General features: G+C 52.7%; 24 protein-coding genes and 2 tRNA genes. 20 read left to right on the plus strand and 6 right to left on the minus strand.

The features are described from left to right. Positions 1 to 59 precede the first annotated feature (59 nt). Entirely contained in the window at positions 60 to 1,790 is a 1,731-nt protein-coding gene (gene ilvD / locus SFC07_RS12795; RefSeq protein WP_411208702.1) for a dihydroxy-acid dehydratase, read from the minus strand. Between the two features lie 335 nt (positions 1,791 to 2,125). On the opposite strand from ilvD, the gene SFC07_RS12800 reads away from it, so the two are divergent. The 4 genes from SFC07_RS12800 (at position 2,126) to SFC07_RS12815 (ending at position 7,913) form a co-directional block, all read left to right on the plus strand. Then, on the plus strand, positions 2,126 to 2,974 hold the full coding sequence (locus tag SFC07_RS12800) for an ABC transporter ATP-binding protein (RefSeq protein WP_411208703.1): 849 nt from the start codon (positions 2,126 to 2,128) through the stop codon (positions 2,972 to 2,974). After that, on the plus strand, positions 2,971 to 5,529 hold the full coding sequence (locus tag SFC07_RS12805; protein ID WP_411208704.1) for an ABC transporter permease: 2,559 nt from the start codon (positions 2,971 to 2,973) through the stop codon (positions 5,527 to 5,529). The genes SFC07_RS12800 and SFC07_RS12805 overlap by 4 nt, the downstream gene beginning before the upstream one ends. A 173-nt stretch (positions 5,530 to 5,702) precedes the next feature. After that, a complete protein-coding gene (locus tag SFC07_RS12810; protein ID WP_411208705.1) occupies positions 5,703 to 7,079 on the plus strand; it encodes a dicarboxylate/amino acid:cation symporter in 1,377 nt (458 codons plus the stop codon). A gap of 87 nt (positions 7,080 to 7,166) precedes the next feature. Beyond that, positions 7,167 to 7,913, plus strand: coding sequence for a DUF1648 domain-containing protein (locus tag SFC07_RS12815; RefSeq protein ID WP_411208706.1), 747 nt, complete (start codon positions 7,167 to 7,169; stop codon positions 7,911 to 7,913). Here the strand turns inward: SFC07_RS12815 and SFC07_RS12820 are convergent. Both SFC07_RS12820 and SFC07_RS12825 read right to left on the minus strand, forming a co-directional pair. Next, complete coding sequence (locus tag SFC07_RS12820) at positions 7,910 to 8,236, minus strand: fluoride efflux transporter FluC (protein ID WP_411208707.1); 327 nt, start codon at positions 8,234 to 8,236, stop codon at positions 7,910 to 7,912. The genes SFC07_RS12815 and SFC07_RS12820 overlap by 4 nt on opposite strands. Next, on the minus strand, positions 8,233 to 8,532 hold the full coding sequence (locus tag SFC07_RS12825) for a fluoride efflux transporter family protein (RefSeq protein WP_411208708.1): 300 nt from the start codon (positions 8,530 to 8,532) through the stop codon (positions 8,233 to 8,235). Before SFC07_RS12825 ends, SFC07_RS12820 begins: the two co-directional genes overlap by 4 nt. A 106-nt stretch (positions 8,533 to 8,638) precedes the next feature. Between SFC07_RS12825 and pgm the strand changes: the two genes are divergently transcribed. From pgm to SFC07_RS12880, 11 genes are all read left to right on the plus strand, one after another. Beyond that, complete coding sequence (pgm, locus tag SFC07_RS12830; protein ID WP_411208709.1) at positions 8,639 to 10,279, plus strand: phosphoglucomutase (alpha-D-glucose-1,6-bisphosphate-dependent); 1,641 nt, start codon at positions 8,639 to 8,641, stop codon at positions 10,277 to 10,279. A gap of 500 nt (positions 10,280 to 10,779) precedes the next feature. Beyond that, positions 10,780 to 11,508 carry a DsbA family protein gene (locus SFC07_RS12835; protein WP_411208710.1) on the plus strand — a complete coding sequence of 243 codons (729 nt, stop codon included), beginning with the start codon at positions 10,780 to 10,782 and terminating at the stop codon, positions 11,506 to 11,508. A 185-nt stretch (positions 11,509 to 11,693) separates the two neighbouring features. Beyond that, positions 11,694 to 11,766: transfer RNA gene (locus SFC07_RS12840), tRNA-Ala, on the plus strand. A 46-nt stretch (positions 11,767 to 11,812) separates the two neighbouring features. After that, positions 11,813 to 11,888, plus strand: a tRNA-Ala gene (locus SFC07_RS12845). Between the two features lie 589 nt (positions 11,889 to 12,477). Continuing rightward, on the plus strand, positions 12,478 to 12,807 hold the full coding sequence (locus SFC07_RS12850; protein WP_411208729.1) for an Abi family protein: 330 nt from the start codon (positions 12,478 to 12,480) through the stop codon (positions 12,805 to 12,807). A gap of 460 nt (positions 12,808 to 13,267) precedes the next feature. Continuing rightward, positions 13,268 to 13,417, plus strand: coding sequence for a hypothetical protein (locus SFC07_RS12855; protein WP_411208711.1), 150 nt, complete (start codon positions 13,268 to 13,270; stop codon positions 13,415 to 13,417). A 107-nt stretch (positions 13,418 to 13,524) separates the two neighbouring features. Continuing rightward, on the plus strand, positions 13,525 to 14,157 hold the full coding sequence (locus SFC07_RS12860) for an MsnO8 family LLM class oxidoreductase (protein ID WP_411208712.1): 633 nt from the start codon (positions 13,525 to 13,527) through the stop codon (positions 14,155 to 14,157). Further along, a complete protein-coding gene (locus SFC07_RS12865) occupies positions 14,154 to 14,531 on the plus strand; it encodes a hypothetical protein (protein ID WP_411208713.1) in 378 nt (125 codons plus the stop codon). The genes SFC07_RS12860 and SFC07_RS12865 overlap by 4 nt, the downstream gene beginning before the upstream one ends. A 70-nt stretch (positions 14,532 to 14,601) precedes the next feature. After that, positions 14,602 to 15,624 (plus strand): MDR family oxidoreductase, encoded by a 1,023-nt coding sequence (locus SFC07_RS12870; RefSeq protein ID WP_411208714.1) that lies wholly within the window; start codon positions 14,602 to 14,604, stop codon positions 15,622 to 15,624. Positions 15,625 to 15,738: 114 nt separating this feature from the next. Beyond that, complete coding sequence (locus SFC07_RS12875; RefSeq protein WP_411208715.1) at positions 15,739 to 16,152, plus strand: pyridoxamine 5'-phosphate oxidase family protein; 414 nt, start codon at positions 15,739 to 15,741, stop codon at positions 16,150 to 16,152. A gap of 2 nt (positions 16,153 to 16,154) precedes the next feature. Continuing rightward, on the plus strand, positions 16,155 to 16,913 hold the full coding sequence (locus SFC07_RS12880) for a fructosamine kinase family protein (protein WP_411208716.1): 759 nt from the start codon (positions 16,155 to 16,157) through the stop codon (positions 16,911 to 16,913). Here the strand turns inward: SFC07_RS12880 and nadE are convergent. Further along, entirely contained in the window at positions 16,885 to 17,715 is an 831-nt protein-coding gene (gene nadE, locus SFC07_RS12885; protein WP_411208717.1) for an ammonia-dependent NAD(+) synthetase, read from the minus strand. The genes SFC07_RS12880 and nadE overlap by 29 nt on opposite strands. Positions 17,716 to 17,874: 159 nt before the next feature. Here nadE and ykgO point away from each other — a divergent pair, with 159 nt between their 5' ends. The 4 genes from ykgO to nrdE all read left to right on the plus strand — a co-directional run bounded on the left by ykgO (position 17,875) and on the right by nrdE (position 21,439). Further along, a complete protein-coding gene (ykgO, locus tag SFC07_RS12890; RefSeq protein ID WP_003857945.1) occupies positions 17,875 to 17,997 on the plus strand; it encodes a type B 50S ribosomal protein L36 in 123 nt (40 codons plus the stop codon). Between the two features lie 461 nt (positions 17,998 to 18,458). Further along, positions 18,459 to 18,692: a glutaredoxin-like protein NrdH gene (gene nrdH, locus SFC07_RS12895; protein WP_411208718.1), complete on the plus strand. Its 234-nt coding sequence runs from the start codon at positions 18,459 to 18,461 to the stop codon at positions 18,690 to 18,692. Positions 18,693 to 18,804: 112 nt separating this feature from the next. Beyond that, positions 18,805 to 19,248 (plus strand): class Ib ribonucleoside-diphosphate reductase assembly flavoprotein NrdI, encoded by a 444-nt coding sequence (gene nrdI, locus SFC07_RS12900; RefSeq protein ID WP_411208719.1) that lies wholly within the window; start codon positions 18,805 to 18,807, stop codon positions 19,246 to 19,248. A gap of 85 nt (positions 19,249 to 19,333) precedes the next feature. Further along, complete coding sequence (gene nrdE / locus SFC07_RS12905) at positions 19,334 to 21,439, plus strand: class 1b ribonucleoside-diphosphate reductase subunit alpha (protein ID WP_411208730.1); 2,106 nt, start codon at positions 19,334 to 19,336, stop codon at positions 21,437 to 21,439. A gap of 52 nt (positions 21,440 to 21,491) precedes the next feature. Here nrdE and SFC07_RS12910 read toward each other — a convergent pair whose 3' ends face one another. Together SFC07_RS12910 and SFC07_RS12915 are read right to left on the minus strand one after the other, a co-directional pair. Continuing rightward, positions 21,492 to 22,238, minus strand: a complete 747-nt coding sequence (locus SFC07_RS12910) for a FadR/GntR family transcriptional regulator (RefSeq protein WP_411208720.1) — start codon at positions 22,236 to 22,238, stop codon at positions 21,492 to 21,494. 195 nt (positions 22,239 to 22,433) lie between these two features. Further along, on the minus strand, positions 22,434 to 22,922 hold the full coding sequence (locus SFC07_RS12915; RefSeq protein ID WP_411208721.1) for a ferritin: 489 nt from the start codon (positions 22,920 to 22,922) through the stop codon (positions 22,434 to 22,436). Between the two features lie 530 nt (positions 22,923 to 23,452). On the opposite strand from SFC07_RS12915, the gene nrdF reads away from it, so the two are divergent. Further along, the gene (nrdF, locus tag SFC07_RS12920) at positions 23,453 to 24,457 is read left to right on the plus strand and encodes a class 1b ribonucleoside-diphosphate reductase subunit beta (RefSeq protein ID WP_411208722.1); all 1,005 of its coding nucleotides are present in this window, start codon (positions 23,453 to 23,455) and stop codon (positions 24,455 to 24,457) included. Positions 24,458 to 24,499 lie beyond the last annotated feature (42 nt).

A 24,499-nucleotide genomic window follows, 5' to 3' on the forward strand; every position in this document is an offset into this window, starting at 1 on the left:
ATATAGATAAAAGAGGGAAGGGAAAGGATTTTAACCTTTCCCCTCCCTCTTTGGTGCTTTTAGGTGGTAATAGCACCAACAGAAGCAGATTGAACGAGCTTGGCGTACTTACCTAACACACCGTGCAGACGGTGGTTATGAGGATGCTCAAGGCGGCTACGACGCTCCTCGAGGACACTTTCATCCACGAGCAAGTCAATACGCCTGGATGGGATATCAACAAGAATGGCGTCGCCATCCTCAACAAGGGCGATGGGGCCACCGTCGACAGCCTCGGGGGCAACATGGCCGATGCAGAGGCCCGTGGAACCACCGGAGAAGCGGCCGTCGGTAATTAGCAGGACGTCCTTGCCAATGCCGGCACCCTTGATAGCACCGGTAATTGCTAGCATTTCACGCATGCCTGGTCCACCCTTTGGACCCTCATAGCGGATGATCACAACGTCACCCTTCTTGAGTTCTCCATTAAGAACCGCATCCATTGCAGGTTGTTCCTGGTTGAATACGCGAGCGGTGCCTTCAAAGCGGTCAGCATCAAAACCTGCGGACTTCACAACGGCACCTTCAGGAGCCAAGGAGCCCTTGAGGATGCTCAGACCACCGGTAGCGTGGATGGGGTTGTTGATGGCACGCAGGATCTTGCCGTCTGGGTCTGGTGGGTTAATATCTGCCAGGTTTTCTGCAACGGTTTTGCCGGTGACCGTAAGGCAGCTGCCATCGATGAGGCCGGCGTCGAGAAGCGCTTTCATGACAACCGGAATGCCGCCAATTTTAAAGACATCGTTCATGACGTAGCGGCCGAATGGCTTGAGGTCGCCGAGGTGAGGGACCTTATCGCCAACCTCGTTGAAGTCAGAGAGCTTGAGGTCAACCTCTGCCTCGTGGGCGATAGCCATGAGGTGCAGCACTGCGTTGGTGGAACCACCCAGGGCCATGACCACGGCGACTGCGTTGAGCAGGGATTCGCGGGTGATGATGTCTCGGGCGGTGATGCCCTTTTCCAGGAGTCCCACTACGGCTTCACCGGAACGGCGGGCGTACTGGGTGCGGTCGCGGTGGATGGCAGGAGGGGCAGCAGAACCCGGCAGGGACATGCCCATTGCCTCAGCGGCTGAAGCCATGGTGTTGGCGGTGTACATACCGCCACAGGCACCTTCACCTGGGCAAACGGCGCGCTCAATGGCATCCACATCAGCCTCGCTGATCTTGCCTGCACGGCAAGCTCCGACTGCCTCGAAGGCGTCGATGAGGGTGACTTCCTTTTCGGTGCCATCGGACAGGCGGGCGGTGCCTGGCATGGTGGAGCCGTTGTAGAGGAATACAGAGGAGAGGTTGAGTCGAGCAGCAGCCATGAGCATGCCTGGGATGGACTTATCGCAACCGGCCATAAGCACGGAGCCATCAAGACGCTCGGCGCTCATGACGGTTTCCACGGAGTCGGTGATCACCTCTCGGGAGACCAAAGAGTAGTGCATTCCTTCATGGCCCATGGAGATACCATCGGAGACGGAAATGGTGCCGAACTCGAGGGGATAACCGCCCGCAGCGTGGATGCCATCTTTGGCAAAACCTGCGAGCTTTTTGAGGCTGAGGTTACAGGGAGTGATTTCATTCCAGGAGCTGGCCACACCAATTTGTGGCTTTACCCAGTCATCATCACCCATTCCGACTGCGCGGAGCATGCCACGGGCGGCAGCACGTTCAATTCCATCGGTGACGTCGCGGGAACGGGGCTTAATATCAATGTCATTTTGAGCCACGTTGTGTGGCTCGTTTTGTGGCTGATTCATGCCTTGAGCCTACGCATATTCGTGAATTAAGACACCTCTGTTCTAATAACTTCGCCTCCCCAAAAGCACGCCAGCTACCCCTACCTGAGTGTGGAAGCTGCTTCAGAACTGTCATATAGCGCCTTGAGCAGGCTTTAAGGCAATGGTTTTGGGGCCAATGGGAAATAATTGAACAGGGGCAGAATTTTTAAGTACATATCTGGGGGTCTTCCCTGATTTCTGTGTCCAGGTCCTCCGGTAGATTGGCACTAGTACCTGGCATGCCCGCCCATGGGCGGGAGCTTGGTTTTAGTCCCTATTTCCGTATCACGAATAGAAGGAAAGCATCGTAGTTCATGACTAATCCTGCCGCGAGCACCCCAAACCACAACTCGGATGACCGGGTGGAGCAGAAGGAGAATACATCTTTCACCCCTGTTACTGATATTGATTCCACCCGTCCTGTCATGGGCGAGGCTGCTGCCCGGGCAGTGAACTTGTACAAGGCCTATGGCCAGGGTGATACCACCGTGACCGCCCTGGACCATGTCAATGTGGAATTTGAAAAGAACAAATTTACTGCCATCATGGGACCTTCCGGCTCCGGCAAATCCACTTTGATGCACTGCATGGCTGGCCTTGATGCTGCAACCTCCGGTTCTGCCTTTATCGGTGATACGGATCTGTCCAAGCTTAAAGATAAGGACATGACCTCCCTGCGCCGTGACCGCCTGGGCTTTATTTTCCAGTCGTTTAACTTGGTGCCTACCCTCACCGCCGCGGAGAACATCACCCTGCCTACTGATATTGCGGGCCGCAAGGTAGATCAGGCGTGGTTTGATGAGATCACCAACCGTTTGGGTTTGGCTGAGCGCCTCAAGCACCGCCCAGCTGAACTTTCAGGTGGTCAGCAGCAGCGTGTGGCCTGTGCCCGCGCGCTGGTCTCGCGCCCAGAGATCATCTTTGGCGATGAGCCCACCGGTAACCTGGACTCCAATTCCTCTGCTGAGGTGCTTGATATTTTGCGCACCGCAGTTGATGAGGATGATCAAACCGTGGTGATTGTTACCCACGATGCTCGTGCAGCGTCCTATGCCGATCGTGTTATTTTCTTGGCCGATGGTCGCATTGTTAATGAGCTTTTTGATCCCAAGATTGAAGACATCCTGGCTACCATGAATGGAATTGAGGATGTTGCCCGATGAGTTCAGGCTCGACAATGCGCAAAATCAGTATGCGCAATATTGGAGCGCATAAGGTTCGATTACTGCTGACGGTTTTGGCCGTGGTACTTGGTACCGCTTTTGTCTCCGGCGCAATGATGTTTACCAATGCGCTCTCCTCCACCTTTGATGAAGCTATTTCCGATAGCCTCGACGGCGTTGATGTGGTGGTGAGCTCCGCGGATGCGACTACCGCTGGAGTTCCCGTTGATACCCTTAATTCCTTGCGCGCGGATTCTCGCATCGATGGCATTAATATCAATGCCTCCCAATCCGTGGTCTTGGCTGACGCAGATTCCAAAGCCATCCAAGTTCCTAATGGAACCTCGCTAAGCATTGCTTATTCACCAGAAGAATCGGTGGGCAGCAATGGTGAACTCGCAGCAGGGGAGTGGCCTGAAAGTACTGAAGAGGTTGCGGTTACCCAGGCCGGTGCCGAATCTCGGGGCATTAATGTGGGCGATAAGCTGCTGGTTGTTGATTCCGAGGGCCGCTATAACGTCACCGTCAGCGGCTTGGTGTCCTCTAAAACTGACTCCGCATCAGCCCTCAATATCCTTATGGCAGAAGGAGCCTACCTGCAGCGTTACACCGATGGTGCCACTGTTCCGGGGCTGAAAATTTCAGCCGCCGAGGGCACTAGCCCGCAGCAGCTTGTCGACGCACTCAGCGCCGAATTGGGCTCGGGTTATTCGGTGGAGACCGGCGAGGCGCTGGTTGAGCAAACCACCGGAGCCATCCGTGATGCCCTGGCCTTTGTACAGTACTTCCTCATCGCCTTTGGCCTGATCGCGCTTTTGGTGGGCACCTTTATTATTGCCAATACCTTCTCCATGATTGTGGCGCAGCGTATGCGTGAGTTCGCCCTGCTGCGTGCCCTTGGTACCGCACCAGGTCAGCTCACCCGATCGGTGGTTTTTGAAGCAATTATTGTGGGACTTTTTGGTTCCGCACTCGGCGTGCTCGGCGGCATGGGTCTGGTATGGATTATCTCCACTGTGCTTAATCGTTTTGATATGCCTATGGGCTCAAGCGTGGGCCTTACCCCGACCGCCGTGATTACTGCTCTGGTCTTGGGCACCGTGGTTACTGTTATTAGTGCTTGGGCTCCGGCTCGTCGCGCTGGTCAGGTAAAGCCAGTAGAAGCAATGCGCAATATGGAAACCACCACTGTGCGTTCCATGCTTGTGCGTACCATTATTGGTGCCGTTATTTTGCTCCTGGGCGCAGGCTTCGCCCTTATGGGTGCCATGCTTGGAGATGCCTCCACCACTGTGCGTTCCATCTTGGTGGGCATTGGTGCTCTCTTTGTTATCGTTGGTACCTTCTTCTTCTCGCCTGCAATGTCCATGCCAGTCGTGGGTGGACTTGGTCGAGTGTTGGGAGCGCCGTTTGGAAGCGTCGGCAAGCTTGCAGCAACCAACTCGCGCCGCAACCCGCGGCGCACCGCAACCACTGCCTTCGCTTTGACGCTGGGTATTGCACTGGTGACCGCGATTGGAATGTTGTCGGCAACGATGAAGGAAGCCGTTGCAGACATGATGGAAGAGCAGATCACTGCGGATTATGTGCTGCAGGGACCACGAAATGCGTCCATCACCATGCCTAAAGAATCGGTGAATGATGTGCGCGCCGCTGAAGGTGTGGCCAATGTGGTCATGATCGGTATGAACACTGCAGCGGTGGATGATCAGTCCTCTTATGCACAAATGGGACAAGCATTTAGTTTTGTTGCCGATGGTGATTTGGGCTCGGTCATTAAGTCTGAAGAAACCGCAGGCACCTTGGATCTTTCCAACCCTGGCTTCGTGGCGGATAAGACTTTCGCTGAGGATCAGGGCTGGGCTGTGGGTGAATCTGTCCCGCTGAGCGTATTGGGACAGGAGATTGGCCAAATTGAGCTGATTGGTACCTACAGCGGCAATGATGCAATTGGTACCATGATGATTTCTTCTGCATCCCTGGCTGATACCCCGGCTGGCGATCAGACCATCCCACAGATGATGCTGGTTAATGGCGTTGACGGCTTTGATCAGGCGCAGTTGCGCACCAATCTGGAAGATGCCGTTGCTGACTATATTGTGATTCAGGTGCAGTCGGCCGCGGAGAGCGCCGGTGCAACTGTTTCCATGATCAATACCATGATGAATATTCTTTATGCGCTGCTTGCGCTGTCTGTCATCGTGGCGATTATCGGCATTATCAATACTCTTGCACTGAATGTGATTGAACGCCGTCAAGAGATTGGTATGTTGCGTGCAGTTGGTGTGAAGCGTGGTCAGGTAAGGACCATGATCACCCTGGAATCCGTGCAGATCGCTATTTATGGTGCGGTGGTTGGCATTGCCATTGGCTTGGGATTGGGCTGGGCCTTTGTCACAGTGATGTCTGGCGAAGGACTTGATGCAGCAGTCTCTGTGCCGTGGGATCAGATCGGACTCATGTTGGTTGGTTCTGCAGTGGTTGGCGTGATTGCTGCCCTGTGGCCAGCAAGTAGGGCTTCGCGGACACCTCCGCTAGAAGCCATTACCGACTAAGTTGTCTAGAAAAGGGCCTTGAGGAATTTTCTCTTCAAGGCCCTTTGTGCTGCGGCTTTAGGGGAATGATAGACAGGTCTGTCTGACTTTGGCAGACAAGTTTGACTATTTTTTAAGGTGGGTCTAAGGTGATATGAATTCAATTCAACGCACGGCTCAAAGGAGTGCTACGCATGGCTACCGCCACTGCAAAAACAGGCCGCACTGGCCTGCCCGGTTGGATGACAGGGTTTGGCGCCCAAGTTATCGCCGGCTTAATTATCGGACTTATCCTCGGCTTCATTGCCCGAGGCTTGGATAGCGGCGCCACAGAAGGTGAAAGCAGCTGGTTAACTGGTTTGCTTGAAGGCATCGGATCCACCTACGTTACCTTGCTGAAGGTAATGATCCCGCCACTAGTCTTCGGCGCAGTTATTACCAGTATTGCCAAGCTGCGTGAGGTTACCAACGCAGCCCGCCTGGCAGTATCCACCTTGGTATGGTTCGCCATCACCGCATTCTTCTCGGTACTCGCAGGTATTGCAGTCGCCTTGATTATGCAACCAGGTGTGGGATCCTCCATCGATGCCGGAAACGCCGCCGAACCTTCCCACGTTGGTAGCTGGTACGCCTTCTTGGAATCTGTGGTTCCAGTAAATATCTTGGGACTTTCCGGATCCTATAGCGAAAGCAATGGCGTTAGCCTCACCTTCAATGTGCTGCAGATCCTGGTTATTTCCATCGCCATTGGTGTGGCAGCTGTGAAGGCTGGTAAAGCAGCAGAGCCTTTCCTGCAGTTCACCGAATCCTTCCTCAAGATCGTTCAAACCATCTTGTGGTGGATCATCCGCCTCGCACCAATTGGTACCGCAGCACTTATTGGTAAGGCAGTAGCTGTTTATGGCTGGTCTGCTTTGGGCTCCCTGGGCAAGTTTGTGCTCGCCATCTACATTGGCCTGGCTATTGTCATGCTGGTTATTTACCCAGTTGTTTTGAAGCTGCATGGACTCTCTGTCACCGGCTTCTTCAAGCGCATATGGCCTGTTACCAGCCTGGGTTTTGTTACCCGTTCCTCCATGGGTGTTATGCCGGTAACCCAGCGCGTGACTGAACAGTCCTTGGGCGTACCAAGTGCTTATGCCTCCTTTGCCGTGCCACTTGGTGCAACGTCCAAAATGGATGGTTGCGCAGCTGTTTATCCAGCCATCGCAGCAATCTTCGTGGCGCAGTTCTACGGCATTGACTTGAGCCTCATGGACTATGTCCTGATCATGGTGGTATCCGTGTTGGGATCTGCAGCTACTGCAGGTACCACCGGCGCAACCGTGATGTTGACCCTCACCCTCTCCACCCTGGGTCTGCCTTTGGCAGGCGTTGGCCTCCTGCTGGCTATCGAGCCAATTATCGATATGGGACGTACCGCAACCAACGTCACCGGACAGGCTCTCGTGCCTTTGATCGTGGCTAAGCGTGAAGGAATCTGGGATAAGGATCTGTGGGATGCTGCAGAAAAGGGCGGTGCTGCCATTGATAAGGCCACCGTTTCCGAACCAGCTGGGATCGCCAAGTAGTACTTCTCTTTGACCTCATCTTTAACCCCGTAGTGAGCAGATCAAGCTTACTGCGGGGTTTTTTGCATGCCTGATAACCTGGGCTCTATGAGTGTTAGCAGGGAAAAGATGCCAAAACTTCCACCTGTGGATTTCCGCTGGAGATGGATTATCGCCATTGTGATAACCACCCTCATCATCGCAGCGGTACTCATCACCACTTATTACCCACAGCTGCCAGACCCCATGCCGGTGCACTGGAATGCTGCTGGTGAAGCAGATAATTGGGAAGCAAAATCCTTAAGAACCTTTGTTTCACTCATTTTCTTAGGGCCAGCCATTATTGTGCTCACCTTAATTGGTGGTCAAGCGCTTATCCGTATGCAATCGGCCCATATAACTGACCCTGGCGGAGCACAAACCGCCAATGAAGCGCAGCGCACTTGGTGGGGCTTAGACTCCACGATGAAGCATTTGGGTTGGTATATGTTCCTTATTAACCTGGCAGTTTTGGGGTTGTTATTGGATTCCTATCGGCCCACCCAGTCCAATTGGGGAATAGTAATTACGCTGCTGGTTCTGCTTTTAGCCACGGCCGCCTTTATATGGGTGATTGTCAAAGATATGAAAGAAATTGAGCAGAAATATCCCAAGACGGAATCTGAGCGCGGGAAAACCTGGGGCATTTTTTATAATGACCCAGAGGATAAACGGGTCCTGGTTGAAACTTCACCCATGGGCGGACACTTCACCTTTAACATTGGGCGAACCGCAGGAAAGATCTGGGCCATTATCCTATTTGGAGTGCCAGTTGCCTTATTGTTGGGGCTTTTGGTCACCTTGGTGGTTTCCTAAAGCGCAGCGCCGAGCTTGAGCGCAGCAAAACCCAAAAACAAGGTAAGGGCTAAATAACCTAACATTTCCCACCAGTGCCGCGCCTTAATTAAGGTGCCTAATTCCTTGGCCAGGGTGGACCAGGTGGATAGGGCTCCACAAAAACCAGTGATGAGCAGTGCGGTTTCCAAAGCGGAGAAATCCCGGGAGATCACAAACCCACCCACCAAACAGGCAAGGATGTTGGCCATTAAGGTGGCCTTTTTGCCGGGCATTAATTGTGCCAACAACCAGCGTAAAAATCCGCCAACAAAAGCAGCCGAAGCCACAATGACAAAAATCATGATGCGAGCCGATCGCCAATAAACCACGCGGAGATACATGCCAAAGAGGTGCCGAGGAGGTAGGGCAGGAGGTTTTCGTCGACAAGCATCATGGCGGAGAAGGTAGTGAAACCGCCCAGGAAACCGGTGCCCCAGAAAGCGCCGGGGCGGCGCCAGCCCATTAAAAAGGCGCCGAGGATATTAATGGCCAAAATTGGCCACAGACCTGCACCCAGCAGCATCGTCAGTGCTAGACGCGTGCAAGCGCCCAGCGCGGCGCCGGTGCCCACTGCCAGTCCGGCCCTCACATTCAGCATAAAAATACACCTTACAGGGTGAATTTTTGCGGAAGTTCTGCACGCAATTGCTTTTGAGGGGAAGATGAAAGGAAGTATTGGCACCAAGCTATGGAGGATTTAAGTTATGGCACATGAGCGCGCCGGGCAGTTGGCACAGCCTGCGGATCTAATTGATGTTGCGGAGCTGGTAACCGCATATTTCACCCGCAAACCCGATGTAAATAATCCGGATCAGCAGGTCGTTTTTGGTACCTCTGGTCACCGCGGTTCCGCACTCGATAGTGCCTTCAATGAAAATCATATTCTGGCCACCACGCAGGCAATTGTGGATTATCGCACCGCGCAGGGCCTGGGTGGCCCCATCTTTATTGGTCGCGACACCCACGCGCTTTCCGAGCCAGCCATGGTGTCCGCCCTTGAGGTGCTGCTGGCCAACGGGGTAGAGGTGCTTGTCGACGCTGACGGCCGCTACACCCCGACCCCGGCAGTGTCCCATGCCATTTTGCGCCATAACGCCACCGCGGCTGACGCCGCGCTAGCCGATGGAATTGTAATTACCCCTTCCCACAACCCACCTCGTGATGGCGGTTTTAAGTACAACCCAGCCAATGGTGGCCCTGCGGATACCGATGCCACTGATTGGATTGCTGCCCGCGCCAATGATCTGCTGCGCGCTGACCTTGAGGGCGTTAAGCGAATTCCAGTGAGCGGTGTGCTGGATGAACGCGCTGGCCGCTATGACTTCAAGGGCATTTATATCGCTGACCTGCCAAATGTGGTGGATATTGAAGCCATCCGCAAGGCCGGCGTGTGCATTGGCGCCGATCCTATGGGTGGTGCTTCGGTGGACTACTGGGGCGCAATTGCAGAGACCTTTGATCTGGATCTAACTGTGGTCAACCCCCATGTGGATGCCACCTTCCGCTTTATGACCCTGGATACCGATGGCAAGATCCGTATGGACTGCTCCAGCCCACATGCCATGGCTTCCCTCATTGAGAACGCCACCAAGTTTGATATCGCCACCGGCAATGACGCTGACGCTGACCGACACGGAATTGTTACCCCAGATGCAGGGCTGATGAACCCTAACCACTACCTGGCTGTCGCGATTGAGTACCTTTTTGCACACCGTCCGGGCTGGTCCCAGGACACCGCCGTGGGCAAGACCTTGGTGAGCTCCTCCATGATTGACCGCGTGGTGGCAAAGCTTGGCCGCACCCTGGTGGAAGTTCCAGTGGGCTTTAAGTGGTTCGTGCCAGGCCTTATCTCTGGTGAAATCGGCTTCGGTGGTGAGGAATCCGCAGGTGCTTCCTTCCTACGTATGGACGGCACCACCTGGTCCACCGATAAGGATGGCATCATCTTGGACCTGCTGGCTGCGGAAATCATTGCCGTCACCGGCAAAACCCCATCCCAGCGTTATGCCGAATTGGCTGCGGAATTTGGTGCTCCTGCTTATGCCCGCACCGATGCTGAAGCTAACCGCGAGCAAAAGGCTGTGCTCAAGGCGCTTTCCCCAGAGCAGGTCACCGCTACTGAACTGGCAGGAGAGCCTATTACCGCAAAGCTCACCGAGGCTCCTGGTAATGGCGCTGCCATTGGTGGTCTGAAGGTGACCACTGAAAATGCGTGGTTTGCAGCGCGTCCTTCCGGTACCGAGGACAAGTACAAGATTTACGCTGAGTCCTTCAAGGGCGAAGAGCACCTCAAGCAGGTCCAGCGTGAAGCCCAGGCGCTGGTTAGCGAAGTCCTCGGGCAGTAGGGGATGGGGCGGGCTTGGCTGGGCCTGGCCTGGCTGGCAGGGTCCGGTTGGAGCCTGGCCTGGTCTGGTCAGGTTGGGGCTGCTTGGCTTGGCCTGCTTGGCTGAAGGCCCAGGGGTCCTGGGTATCGAGTCTGGGATCTAGCTGATTAATTGGGGCTTTTGCCAGCATTTCTCCGGGTTTCTCTGCGGTTTTCCGGATTTCTGCTGTGAATCTGGTCTCGAGTAGGTAGTGGACGTGTCAAATAATCAGCAGATAGTTTAAGGTCAAAGAAGTGTTTAAGTGTTGAAATCGCCAAACTTTTTTAGGTTCGGTGAGTGCGTAGGCGCTTAGCCAGTAATTTTCAAGCTGTGTTTGGTCTGGTGTGCTATATCTACTGGGTTACTCCTTTTCGGGTTGTTCCCAAATCGGATGGCCTGGCAGACGGGTAGCTCGAAAATCGGGCTTGGTCTGGCAATCGGGCTTAGTCCAGCAAATTGAACAAAACAAGGTAAGGCAACAAGTGAGCAATAAAGTCCAGAATCCGACCCAAGGTGGAAGCAAGAACTTCCTCTGGGCATTGGTGGCAATTGTCGTCATCGCCATCGTCGTAGTTGGTTTTATCGTGGTTAATGGCCAGGGCAATAAAGCCGCGCTATTTGCAGACCGTGAGTTCCAAGACACCACCATGACCATGGAAGTTTCCGAAGACTCCATTACTCTTTCATCCCCTGATGCCAAGGCAGATGCAGAGATCGTCCAGCTTTATGAAGATTATTCTTGCCCTCACTGCGCTGAGCTTGCAGAAGCAACTGACGCTGAGATGAAGTCTGAGATCGAAGCCGGCAACCTCATCGTTGAGATCAAGCCACTTAACTTCCTCGATCGTGACAACATTGATGGCCACTCCACCCACTCTTTGGCTGCAGCTTTGGCTGTTGCTGATACCAATGATGCGCAAATGTACTGGAACTTCCGCACCTTCCTTCTTGAGGAGCAGGACGAAATTGCCAACATTTGGTCTGATGAAGATTTCGCTGATGCACTGGAAGCAAAGGGCGTAGATTCCGCCACTGTTGAGACCGTCCGCAATAGCGATAACGTTCAGCGTGCTTATGATCTTGGTACCGCTAATGGCGAAGAGCTCACCGAAACCACCGGTAGCCTTTCCTCCCCACGTGTCCTCCAGGACGGCAAGGATGTCGACGTTGCTGACATCAGCCAGTGGATCCCAGCAGTCCTCGGTTCCTAGGGCTTAACCCTTAAAAATTCCCCGTTTTCACCAGCTATTTTTCTCAGCGCTTTTCGACGAAAAACCTGGTGGGATAGGGGAATTTTGGGCTTCTTGGACCCGGTTAAATTTAGTGGTAGTTGCGAACATGCAGCCGATTTGGATAATTGATTAGCCCTCGACTAGATTTACAAGAGTTGAAATTTGGGGCTATGGCGCAGCTGGTAGCGCACCACACTGGCAGTGTGGGGGTCACGGGTTCGAATCCCGTTAGCTCCACTCAGATTTCCCGCAAGGGATGATCTGCACAATTGAATTACCCAAAGGGGCTATGGCGCAGCTGGTAGCGCACCACACTGGCAGTGTGGGGGTCACGGGTTCGAATCCCGTTAGCTCCACCAATCGAAAAACCGCAGGTCACACCAGACCTGCGGTTTTCGTCATTTCTCCAGTTAGTGGCCCTTTTCCTCAGTTGAGATTAAGTCGGATTCCTCAGAGTGGATATGGATCTTCTGGAGGAATCTTAGGGTAACTTCTCACCCTTTAAGCTCGTGCGCAATGGAACGGGGATACTGAAGGCTACACGCTAAACGGTTCATCGAAGCGCCGATTAGCGTGTCGCTGGGGGATAGGTGGGGTCTCGCTTGCTTTGCTCGTTTTTGCTTATACAATGAAGAGTGATTGATCCCCGGTCGGGCCTCTTCCCTTTAGGGAATGCATAAATGACCGGGGCCTTTCTTTTTCCTAGGAGGCTGCTTGGATGACAAAAGATTGGTTTAGCTTTCAGAACCAAGTGGAGCTCCTTGCCGAGCGTGGCATGGAAATAGTAGACAGAGACCAGGCTTCAGAATTCTTATCGAAAGTGAACTATTTCCGATTCGAGGGGTATTTCCGATACTGGCAGCATGATCCTCAGCATGGTGATAACAGATTCATTGAGGGTACGCGTCTTGAAAATTCCGTGATTTGTATAAGTCGGAATAGACATTAATTACGCTCCTTGACGAGGTTCTACATCCCTTGGAAGTTCTTCTTCGAACAAGATTCGCCTATGCCTATGGTCGACATGTTGGGGTAACAGGGATGTTTGCGCGGGGTGAAGGATTTACACAGTCACCTGCAGTGGATGCTGAGCGGGTTGAGGAGTTCCTACTTGCGAATCTCGATAGGAGCAAAGAGACTTTCGTTTCGCATTATCGAGATGAAATCAAGCACGGCCGGTCCTACAAGCCGGAGGCTTATTACCGCATGCCGATTTGGGCCGCGGTAGAAGCATTTTCCTTCGGAACCTTGTCAAGGCTCTTGGAAGCCTCTGGCTAGTCGGGTGTGTTGGATGAGGTTGCAGAATCGATGGGCACTTCTCGCAAACTTCTGCCGGGACAGGTGCGTTCATTTGTTTATCTTCGTAACCGGGTTGCGCATTGCGCTCGATGATGTTGTCACGAGGTCAGGACTTTGTGAGGACTGGCTTGATGTCACGGTTGAACCAATTCTCGCGGCGAATCCATTGCTTGCATATGGCATCGCAATTCCTAACAAATTTGGGACGATGCCGAAGGCTGTGCTTGTTCCGTGACAAGTGTTTTAAATGTCAACATGGAATATCGACAGAATAGATCAGTTTCATTCTGGGCATCAGCCCAGTGAACACTGCCGTCAGCGGTAATGATGCGAGCCCCGCGCACACGGTCAATGGTCAAACCATGGGAAAGAATAAAAATTCCACACTCGCACAGTGTATCCCCAGGTTCCGCAGTGAGTTGACTATGAGCTCACTGAATTGGGAAAAACCCTGCTAAAGCCTGCCCGTTTTATTGTGCACTGGGCGCTGGAAAATTACAGTGCCATCGAGAAAGCTCGTGAGGATTTTGATAAAGAGGCTCAGGCGGCGCAGGAGGAGGGCGATTCTGCTGCAAAGGCGCAAAACTAGAAGTCTCTAGCTGCGCCCGGCCTTAAAAACTTCGCAGGTGGCGCAAGTTGCATAAGAAGACTTAGACTAATCGAGACATCTCGATCTATCTATATTAGGAGTTCCTTATGAGTCTTCCCGCTTTATCAGTGTTGGATCCAGCACCAATCTTGGAAGGGCAAACAGCCCAGCAAGCGCTGGAGAACACCTTAGATTTGGCGCAGGCAGTAGAACGCCTGGGCTTTAAAAGGTTTTGGCTGGCTGAACATCACAATTGGCAGGGGATGGCTAGCTCGGCTTCCTCACTAATTATCGGCCGAGTTGCAGCGGGCACTAACTCCATCCGCGTAGGCTCCGCAGCCACCTTGTTGTCGCACTATTCACCACTGTCGATTGCAGAACAATTCGGAGTCTTGGCTTCATATTTCCCAGATCGCATTGACCTAGGTCTCGGCCGTGCCCCAGGTGCAGACCGCTTTACCGCTCAGCTGCTTAATCCTGCACAAGGTGCAACGGATTATCCCGAAAAAGTAAATCAATTGCGGGCTCTTTTGCATGGAACCGGCCTGAGTACAGCTGATGGAAGAATGCAATTTCATGCCATTCCGGGAGAGGGGACAAAGGTGCCCATGTGGCTACATGGCTCAGGTACCTTTAGTGCTCAGCTAGCCGGACAAGCGGGCCTGCCGTTTGTTTTTGCCGGACATTTTGCACCTGTAAATATGGCGGTTGCACTAGAACTTATCGCAATAGCTTTGTGACCTCGGAGACTCTGGAAAAGCCTTATGTCATGGTGGCAGTAAGTGTCATTGCCGGCGATACCCAGCAAGAGGCTGAGCGTTTGGCCACCACCCTCTATCAGAAGTATCTTCTGGTCGATCGTGGCACACCTATGCCTTTGCAACCACCAGTTGATCCCGAAACTCTCTGGGATAAATGGAGCGCACAACAACGAAACTCTGCAGAATCGCAGTTAAGTGAAACCATCATTGGAGATGCCCCAACAGTAAAACAGGGCCTTGCAGATCTTGCTACCAAAACCGGAGCGGATGAAATTCTGGTGCAGGCGGAGATCTTTGATCATTCCGCGCGCATTAGATCCTATGAGATCACCGCTTCCGCGCAGCAGGAGTAAAAGGGGTCAAAAATTCGGGAAGTGCCAAAACCAATGTCTAAAAAGATGTTTTTCGCTAGACTCGGGCGCTATGACACCAGCACATTCTGATCCGATTGGTCCGATCCACAGTGTTATCCTCAGCCGCGACGAGGATGGAAACCCACACACCGAATACCTAGATACCTCCCATGATCCTGCGTTCCTTGGAGATGGTGAAGTCCTCATTGAGGTTGGCTGGTCAAGCCTTAATTACAAGGATGCGATGGCGCTCCGCGGAGATAAAGGTATCGTTCGCACCTGGCCACTTATTCCTGGCATTGATGCCGTTGGAACTGTCATCGAAAGCGCAGAGCCACGTTTTGGCCGCGGCGATGAGGTAGTTCTTAATGGTGCCGGTCTGGGCGAAAACCGCCATGGTGGCTTCACCCAAAGACTTAAAGTCCCAGCAGAGTTCCTGCTGCATATCCCTTATAACTTCAGCGCCCAACAAGTCGCAGCACTGGGCACGGCTGGTTATACCGCCGCATTGTCTGTTGACGCGCTCCTCAAGCAGGGTGTTAAGCCTGAAGATGGAGAAATCCTGGTCACAGGTTCCACCGGTGGTGTGGGCGCAATTTCCCTGCACCTACTGCAGCAATTGGGCTTCAAAACAGCAGCGGTCACCGGCCGCATAGCAGAACATGGTGATTTTCTGCGCAGCCTCGGAGCCACGGAGATTCTCGAGCGCGCTGAATTCTCCGAGCCTGGACGTCCTTTGCAAAAAGCACGCTGGGCAGGAGTCATTGACTCTGTGGGATCGCACACGTTGGTCAACGCCTTAGCGCAAACAAAATGGGGTGGAGTGGTCACTTCCTGTGGCCTAGCTCAAGGCCCAGATCTCCCCGGAACCGTCCTGCCCTTTATTTTGCGCGGGGTGCATTTGGTGGGAATCAATTCCGTTGACGCCCCCTTTGAGCTGCGCCGACGCGCCTGGGCACTACTTTCAGAAAAGCTTGACACGGCGGTGCTCGATGAGATGACTACCGTGATCAACCTCGAGGATGTCGCCCAAGCAGGTGCTGATTTGATGGCCGGAAAGCTGCACGGGCGCACCGCAGTGCGAATCAATTAGCCCCACCTTGCTCGGTCTTGAGGACTACACTTGGCAGTAGCGCTTCACCTTTTAAAGGCGATGTCAAAGCGCCAAAGTTGGTTCCTCAGGACTGTGATTGGGAGTGGAAACACCATGGAAAACCCCGTAGTAATCCTCAACGAGCAAGAGGCCCTCAAGAAGCTAGAAACCCTCAGCCTCGGACGCATTGTGGTGCGACGCAGCGATGATATGGATATTTTCCCCGTTAACTATGTGATTGATGAGGGCAATATTTATTTCCGCACCGCCGAGGGCAACAAACTTTTTAGCATTAACCTCAATCACGATGTGCTCTTTGAAGCCGATGAGGTCAAAGACGGCAAGGCTTGGTCAGTAGTCATCCGCGGCGAAGCCGAGCTGGTCAAGGATCTTAAAGAGATCGCCCACGCTGACACCCTTGATCTCAAGCCATGGATCCCGACCCTCAAGTACAACTACGTGCGCATTGTGCCCAACAATATTTCCGGTCGCGCCTTCACTTTGGGCGAGGAGCCAGAGCGCTACTAAAAGTGGAGGTTTTCACAAAACGGCCGGCACAACCGCAGGCCGCGCGCGCAGAGGCTGCTGGATTGCGGTGGTTAGGCGAGGCATCACCACAGGTAGCAGAGGTTGTTTCGGTTGATGATCACCACATCTCCACCCGCGCCATCAACCTTGTGCCACCCACACCGACCGCCGCGCGCGCTGCCGGCCGCGCCCTAGCCCGCATTCACCGCGCCGGGGCACCGGCCTTCGGGAGTCCACCAGCGGGGTGGGAAGGGCCAAACTATATAGGCACCCAGCAACAAAGTTGCTTTGCGACGAAAACCTGGGGGGAATTTTATGCCACCCAAAGAGTTTTACCCTTCGCCCAGAGGGCCAAAAATCGCAATCATATTGATGGCGACACCCTAGAACTCATCATTAATGTCTGTGCGCGTATCCAAAAACTTGAAGTTACTGTCGCGCCAGCTCGCATCCACGGTGATCTCTGGGCTGGAAATCTACTTTTTGGAGATTCCGGCCCAGTATTTATCGATCCCGCAGCTCATGGTGGCCACCCCGAAACCGATTTGGCCATGCTTGATTTATTTGGAGCACCCTATCTCTCAGAAATTCAAGCAGGCTATGAAGAAATTAGTCCTTTGCCAAGCGGATGGCGCGAGCGAATCCCCCTGCATCAGCTCCATCCTTTAGCGGTGCATGCTGCCTCCCATGGACCAAGCTATGGCAGGCAGCTGCGTCTTATCGCGCTAGAAGTTAGCGCCACCACGTATCTTGCGGGGTAACAGGCTCGTGGCGCTTGTGACGTCCCACAGTCCACAGGTGCTCAATACGGGCAGTGGCCTCAGGGCTAAGTTCACCCTTGTTTTCCAGGTAGTCATCGATCTGGGTGTAGCTGAGGCCAAGAGCTTCTTCGTCGGGAAGCGCGGGGCGGTTTTCCTCCAGGTCCGCGGTAGGAACTTTCTTCCAGGTGCTTTCTGGGGCGCCTAGTTCCTGGAGTAGGGCAGCGCCCTGGCGCTTGCTTAGTCCTGCTAGAGGCAAGAGATCAGCTGCGCCATCGCCAAACTTGGTAAAGAAGCCGGTGACATTCTCGGCGGCATGGTCGGTGCCGATAACGAGGAGTCCAAACTGGCCAGCAATGGCATATTGCGCAATCATGCGCTGACGAGCCTTAATATTGCCGCGGTTAAAGTCCGTTAGTTCATCCAAGCCAAGTGCTGCAGCAACTGCGGCGTCGGTAGCGTCGGTCGCATCCTTAATATTGACGGTGACCTCATGGTCAGCAGCAATAAAATCGAGGGAAACCTGGGCATCGTCCTCATCAGCCTGAATTGCGTAGGGCAGACGCACAGCATAAAAGGTGTGCTCGCTGGAATCCTCAGCGCGAATCTTCTCCACGGCTAGCTGGGCAAGACGGCCGGCCAGGGTGGAATCCTGGCCGCCGGAGATGCCAAGGACAAATCCTTTAGCGCCGGTGGTGCGAAGATAATCCACGAGGAATTGGACGCGAGCTTCAATTTCGGTGGCAGCATCAATAGTGGGCAAAACGCCTAGTTCATTGATGATCTCTGAGCGTGTAGATGTCATGACGTTCATACTAGGCTTTGAAAAGGGTTTTGGAGTTTAAGGTGCCTGTCGGTTAAGATAGTTCCTCGTGTCATAGCTGGTATATCATGCCCGATTTTTCAGGCATATCTACACAGCTTCAATAGCCTTAAATAGCGCATGAAAGAAAGGAGCGCCCGAATGAAGGTACGCAATTCCCTTCGGTCGCTGAAGAACAAGCCGGGCGCCCAGGTCGTGCGTCGCCGTGGCAAAGTCTACGTGATCAACAAGAAAGAGCCACGTTTCAAGGCTCGCCAGGGTTAATCTTTTCGATTAAACATGGTTTATAGATAACCAGGCATCGTGTCTTCCTAGTGAAGATATGGTGCCTGGTTGTTTTTATGCCACTGCCTAACTATCAGAAATGGGCAGTGGCGTTTTTGCGTCGAAAAGCATCTGCTTCTCGTCGGCAAGCAATCTTTGTAACAATTTGATAACGGTGCCAGCTTTAAAAATGGGGCGAGCTGGGTAAATGACAAGAATGTAGTTACAAGGGTTGGGTTTGGCTGGGAAACTTATCGCTATATATGGGGTCTGACTCGGTGGCGTCCTGGGAATACTCAAGGTGTAACTACTATATATGGTGTTTGTTGCACTAATTCACCACAAAGTATAGTGTTTGAGGAAGTCGCCGAGAGCGACACACAGACTTTTAAAAAAGCCAGAAAAATAGTGAGATGAGGCTCCTTGTGAATTACAGGAGCCGAGAGGGAAGGTCCAAAATCATGGCAATCACCGTTTACACCAAGCCAGCTTGCGTCCAGTGCAACGCAACCAAGAAAGCACTCGACCGTGCCGGCCTTGACTATGAACTCGTTGATATCAGCCTTGACGATGAGGCCCGTGAGTACGTTCTCGCACTCGGTTACCTCCAGGCTCCAGTCGTCGTAGCCGATGGCGCACACTGGTCCGGATTCCGCCCAGAGCGCATCCGTGAGATGGCTACCGCAGCTGCCTAAAATCGGCCAGACTGCACTTTGAGGTGTCAGGCGCTAAAGCCTTGACCTTTCCCGCGTCGCCTTTGTGGGCGGCGTTTCGTATTTCACCTGTAGAAGGGAAGTGAGTTCGAGGATGCTTATTGTTTATTTCTCCTCGGCCACCAACAACACCCACCGTTTTGTACAAAAACTGGGTTTCCCCAATGTGCGCATTCCACTCACCAGAGTGGAGGAACCGCTTAAAGTTGATGAACCCTATACCTTGGTAGTTCCTACCTATGGGGGAGGGGTGACGATGTCCGGCGAACATGCCCGGCCGGTGCCTCCCCAGGTGATTCGGTTCCTTAATGATGAGCACAACCGCAGTTTCATTCGCGCAGTTGTTGCCGGCGGAAATACTAATTTTGGTGCGGACTTTGGGCGGGCAGGCGACATCATTTCCCAGAAATGTAAAGTGCCCTATATCTACCGCTTTGAGCTGATGGGTAATGAGGAAGACGTGGATATTCTCCGCTCCGGACTCATAAATAATGCCCAGGCTCTAGGCTTGGAACCGCAAGCGTCCACCAACTCATAACTTAAAAACCTTCTTCAAAACTTCTTCGAAAGGGATCATTCCTTTGTCTACAACAGGAACCACTGTCATACCTCGTGGAGATCAGATGGACTTCCACGCCCTTAATGCTCTGCTTAACCTTTATGATGATGAAGGCAAGATCCAGTTCGAGAAGGATCGCGAAGCTGCAAACCAGTACTTCCTGCAGCACGTTAACCAGAACACCGTCTTTTTCCACAATCTTCAGGAGAAGCTGGATTACCTGGTAGAAAACAACTACTACGATCCCATCGTGCTCGAGAAGTACGATTTTGAGTTCATTAAGGATCTTTTCAAGCAGGCTTATGCTTATAAGTTCCGCTTCCAGTCCTTCCTGGGTGCATATAAGTACTACACCTCTTATACGCTGAAGACCTTCGACGGCCGCCGCTACCTCGAGCGCTTTGAAGACCGCGTTTGTATGGTGGCATTGACCTTGGCTGATGGTGAGCGCGAGCTGGCCTCCAACCTTGTTGATGAGATTATGTCTGGCCGTTTCCAGCCAGCTACCCCTACCTTCCTTAACTCCGGAAAAGCCCAGCGCGGCGAGCCAGTATCCTGCTTCTTGCTGCGTATTGAGGACAACATGGAGTCCATCGGACGTTCCATTAACTCCGCTTTGCAGCTATCCAAGCGCGGCGGTGGCGTGGCTTTGCTGCTGTCCAACCTGCGTGAAGCTGGCGCTCCCATTAAGAAGATTGAAAACCAGTCTTCTGGCGTTATCCCAGTAATGAAGCTGCTCGAGGATGCTTTCTCCTACGCTAACCAGCTCGGTGCACGTCAGGGTGCAGGTGCGGTGTACCTTAACGCTCACCACCCAGATATCTTGAGCTTCTTGGACACCAAGCGCGAAAACGCTGATGAGAAGATCCGTATTAAGACCCTCTCCCTGGGTGTAGTAATCCCAGATATCACCTTTGAGCTGGCTAAGCGCAATGATGATATGTACCTCTTCTCCCCATATGACGTTGAGCGCATCTACGGCAAGCCTTTTGCAGACATCTCTATCACCGAGCTTTATGACGAGATGGTTGACGATGATCGCATCCGCAAGTCCAAGATCAACGCACGTCAGTTCTTCCAGACCCTGGCAGAAATTCAGTTTGAGTCCGGCTACCCATACATCATGTATGAAGACACCGTAAATGCAGCCAACCCAATCGAAGGCCGCATTACTCACTCCAACCTCTGCTCCGAGATTCTGCAGGTTTCCACCCCTTCACAGTTCAACGATGACCTTAGCTATGCCGAGGTGGGCGAGGATATTTCCTGTAACCTAGGCTCCCTCAACGTGGCAATGGCAATGGATTCCCCCAACTTTGCCAAGACCATTGAGACTGCAATTCGTGGTTTGACTGCAGTTTCTGAGCAGACCAGCATCGATTCCGTGCCTTCAATCCGCAAGGGTAATGAGGCCGCTCACGCCATCGGCCTGGGTCAGATGAACCTGCACGGTTACTTTGGACGCGAGCACATGCACTACGGTTCCGAAGAAGCTTTGGACTTCACCAACGCTTATTTCGCAGCTGTGCTTTACCAGTGCCTGCGCGCATCCAACACCATCGCACGCGAGCGTGGCCAGCGTTTCGCCAACTTCGAAAACTCTGATTACGCCTCCGGTAAGTACTTCGACAACTTTGATGCTACTGAGTTCGCTCCAGTAACTGACAAGGTCAAGGAGCTTTTTGCGAAGTCCAATATCCACACCCCAACCGTGGAAGACTGGGCGCAGCTCAAGGCAGATGTTATGGAGCACGGTCTGTTTAACCGCAACCTGCAGGCGGTTCCACCAACCGGATCCATCTCCTACATCAATAACTCCACCTCTTCGATCCACCCCATTGCGTCCAAGATTGAGATCCGCAAGGAAGGCAAGATCGGCCGCGTCTATTACCCAGCTCCACATATGGATAATGACAACCTGGAGTACTTCGAAGACGCCTATGAAATTGGCTATGAGAAGACCATCGACACTTACGCTGTGGCAACCAAGTACGTTGACCAGGGCCTGTCTTTGACCCTCTTCTTCAAGGACACCGCCACCACCCGTGACATCAACCGCGCTCAGATCTACGCATGGCGCAAGGGCATTAAGACCTTGTACTACATTCGTCTGCGTCAGGTCGCGCTTGAAGGCACCGAGGTCGACGGCTGCGTCAGCTGCATGCTTTAAGGCCTAAAAAAGAGGCTCCCACCTTTATGGTGGGAGCCACTTTTTTTATGTTTTATTTACGAGGCGACAAGGTACTGCGCACCTCGTTGAGGATATTGCGCGATGCCTCCTCCGCAGCGGCTGCTTCGCGGGCGAGGAGAGCATCGGCAAGCTTATCGTGGTTGTCTAGGGCGTCGCGCTCAGGGGTGTCGGGTTGCAGGCCGTGCGCGGTGCGCCCTTCGAGAACGGCGCTAATCGACGGAATCAAAGCCGCGAACATCTCATTACGGCAATAACGCAAAATGAGTTCGTGGAAGGTGATATCTGCCTCCAAGAAACGCTGTGAGGCACCCTTGCCGGACTCACCCAATTGGCGCATCTCTGTAGCCAAAGCCTTTAGCTTGGTGATCTGCTCAGTGGAAGCATGCATCGCCACATTGCGGGCAGCAATAGGCTCAATAGCAATGCGCAGCTCGGTAAGAGACTGCAGCTGTGCCTCGCGCTGTCCTTCATCATTAAGGCGCCAGCGGATAATAGCCTTATCAAAAACTGCCCATTGCTCGGTGGGAAGCACGGTAATGCCGATGCGGCGCGAGGAGGCAACCAATCCCAGCTGTTCTAGGGCGCGCATCGCTTCACGAGCAACGGTGCGGGAAATACCAAAACGATCGCCAATATCTTGGAGCTTAAAGGTTTCACCAACGGCCACCTTGCCACTCACAATTTCCTGGCCTAGCTCATCAAGCACGCTATCCAGAAGAGGTTTTGCTGAATTGTGGGTGTTTATTGAAGAGTCGATATTCTCCGGTGTCGAGGTCATAAATGCTTCCTTTTGAAATATCGTTGAAATATCGGCAGGGATAGAAAATCTAATGTAATTACCATTATGGCTTGTTTGGCGATCATTGGCCGGTAATTTCCCAGAAAAAACAGTGGAAATAACAAAAAGCTCCACCTTCTGGGGGTTAATTCTCAGAAGGTGGAGCTTTAGGCAGGATATAGTAGGTTTTATTGCTTAGCGGGAGCCAAGCTCGCCGTCGATACGCAGGATGCCGGAGCCGGAAACGCCAGCGATGCGCAGGCGGTCGATGATCTCATTAACGGTTGCTTCCTCTTCGATCTGCTCATTGAGGAACCAGTCGATAAGTGCGCGAGAATCGTAGTCCTTCTCAGCGTCCTGGATAGCAGCTAGTTCACGGATCATTCCGGAGATCTTCTGCTCATGAGCCAGGGAAGCCTCAAAAGCGTCAAGTGCGGAATTAACGTCTAGTTTTGGAGGAGCGATATCCCCAATTTGGGGGGTGTAGTCACGGTCCAGCAAGTGCTGTGCAAACTTCTGTGCGTGTACCAATTCTTCTTCGCTCTGTGCCTTCATCCAGTCGCGCATACCAGTGAGGCCCAAATCATCAAGAACGTAGGAGAGCTGTAGGTAAACCATGGAAGCTTCGAGCTCTGCGGTGACCTGATTGTTGAATGCTGATGCGATCTTCTCGTTGATTGTCATGGTCCCTAAGCTACACCGGTATTTTCTTGCTGTCAGCATAGGTTAGCCCAGCATAACCCGTATTTTTACCTTTGGGTTGGCTAAGTTATCTAAGGTTAGTTAAGCCTTAAAAATGGGCCGTTTTAGAGGCCTTAAATGACTCTAAATTCAGCAAAAGGATTTAAAGGTTTATCTATACGGCGAGCTTAGAGCGATAATTAAAGGCAATTGAACTTGTGGGGGAGTGGAGGCCTCAAAAGGCGTTGCAAAAAGGTTGAAGGCGTCCTGATAATAGACCACGCCTCAAAAATGAACTCACACGAGTGGAATAATGTGAAAAACTTCACAATCATCGGGTGGTGAAAAAGTGATCCATGGGGCTTCAGGGATGGTCGTTTTTTCTAGGCTTAGGCTCGCAAGCACTCGGGGAATATATGGAAGGTATGCTTGGTTTCTAAATGTGTTGTCTCCGCGTCGAATGGCGCTGGCGTTTTGCCGGGCCTCCCGGAATAGCACTTAAAACCGATAGTTAGAAGGGGAGAGCGCACCATATGGCTGCCGATTCTGATCTGAATACCCATGATTCCTACCTAAAGGCTCACACTGCACCAGTGAAAGCCATTAACTGGAATTCCATCCCAGATTCCAAGGATCTCGAGGTGTGGGAACGCCTCACCGGCAACTTCTGGCTTCCAGAAAAGGTGCCAGTATCCAATGACATCAAGAGCTGGGGCACCCTCAGTGAACTGGAAAAGCAGGCCACCATGCGTGTGTTTACCGGCTTGACCTTGCTGGATACAATCCAGGGCACCGTTGGCGCAATCTCCTTGCTGCCTGATGCAGATTCCCTGCATGAAGAAGCAGTGCTCACCAATATTGCGTTCATGGAGTCCGTGCATGCAAAGAGCTACTCCAATATCTTCATGACCCTTGCCTCCACCCCGATGATTAACGATGCTTTTCGTTGGTCTGAGGAGAATGAGAACCTGCAGCGCAAGGCCAAGATAATTCTTTCCTACTATGAAGGTGCAGATCCTCTAAAACGCAAGATTGCTTCAGTAATCTTGGAGTCCTTCCTCTTCTACTCTGGCTTCTACCTTCCTATGTACTGGTCCAGCCACTCCAAGTTGACCAACACTGCCGACGTTATCCGACTCATCATTCGTGATGAGGCTGTACACGGCTACTACATTGGCTATAAGTACCAAAAGGCTGTTGCCAAGGAATCTCCGGAGCGTCAGGCAGAGCTGAAGGAATACACCTTCGATCTGCTTTATGATCTCTACGACAATGAGACCCAGTACACCGAAGACCTCTACGATGAGCTCGGTTGGACTGAAGATGTGAAGCGCTTCCTGCGTTATAACGCCAACAAGGCGCTGAACAACTTGGGCTATGAGGGACTCTTCCCAGCGGATGAAACCAAGGTTTCTCCGAACATCCTCTCAGCGCTTTCCCCCAATGCTGATGAGAACCATGACTTCTTCTCTGGTTCTGGTTCTTCCTATGTTATTGGTAAGGCTGAAAACACCACCGATGATGACTGGGACTTCTAAGTTCTAAAACTTCACATATTTTTCAAGGGCCACATTCTCTCT

The organism is Corynebacterium callunae (genome assembly GCF_046592015.1).
GTDB lineage: Bacteria > Actinomycetota > Actinomycetes > Mycobacteriales > Mycobacteriaceae > Corynebacterium > Corynebacterium callunae_A.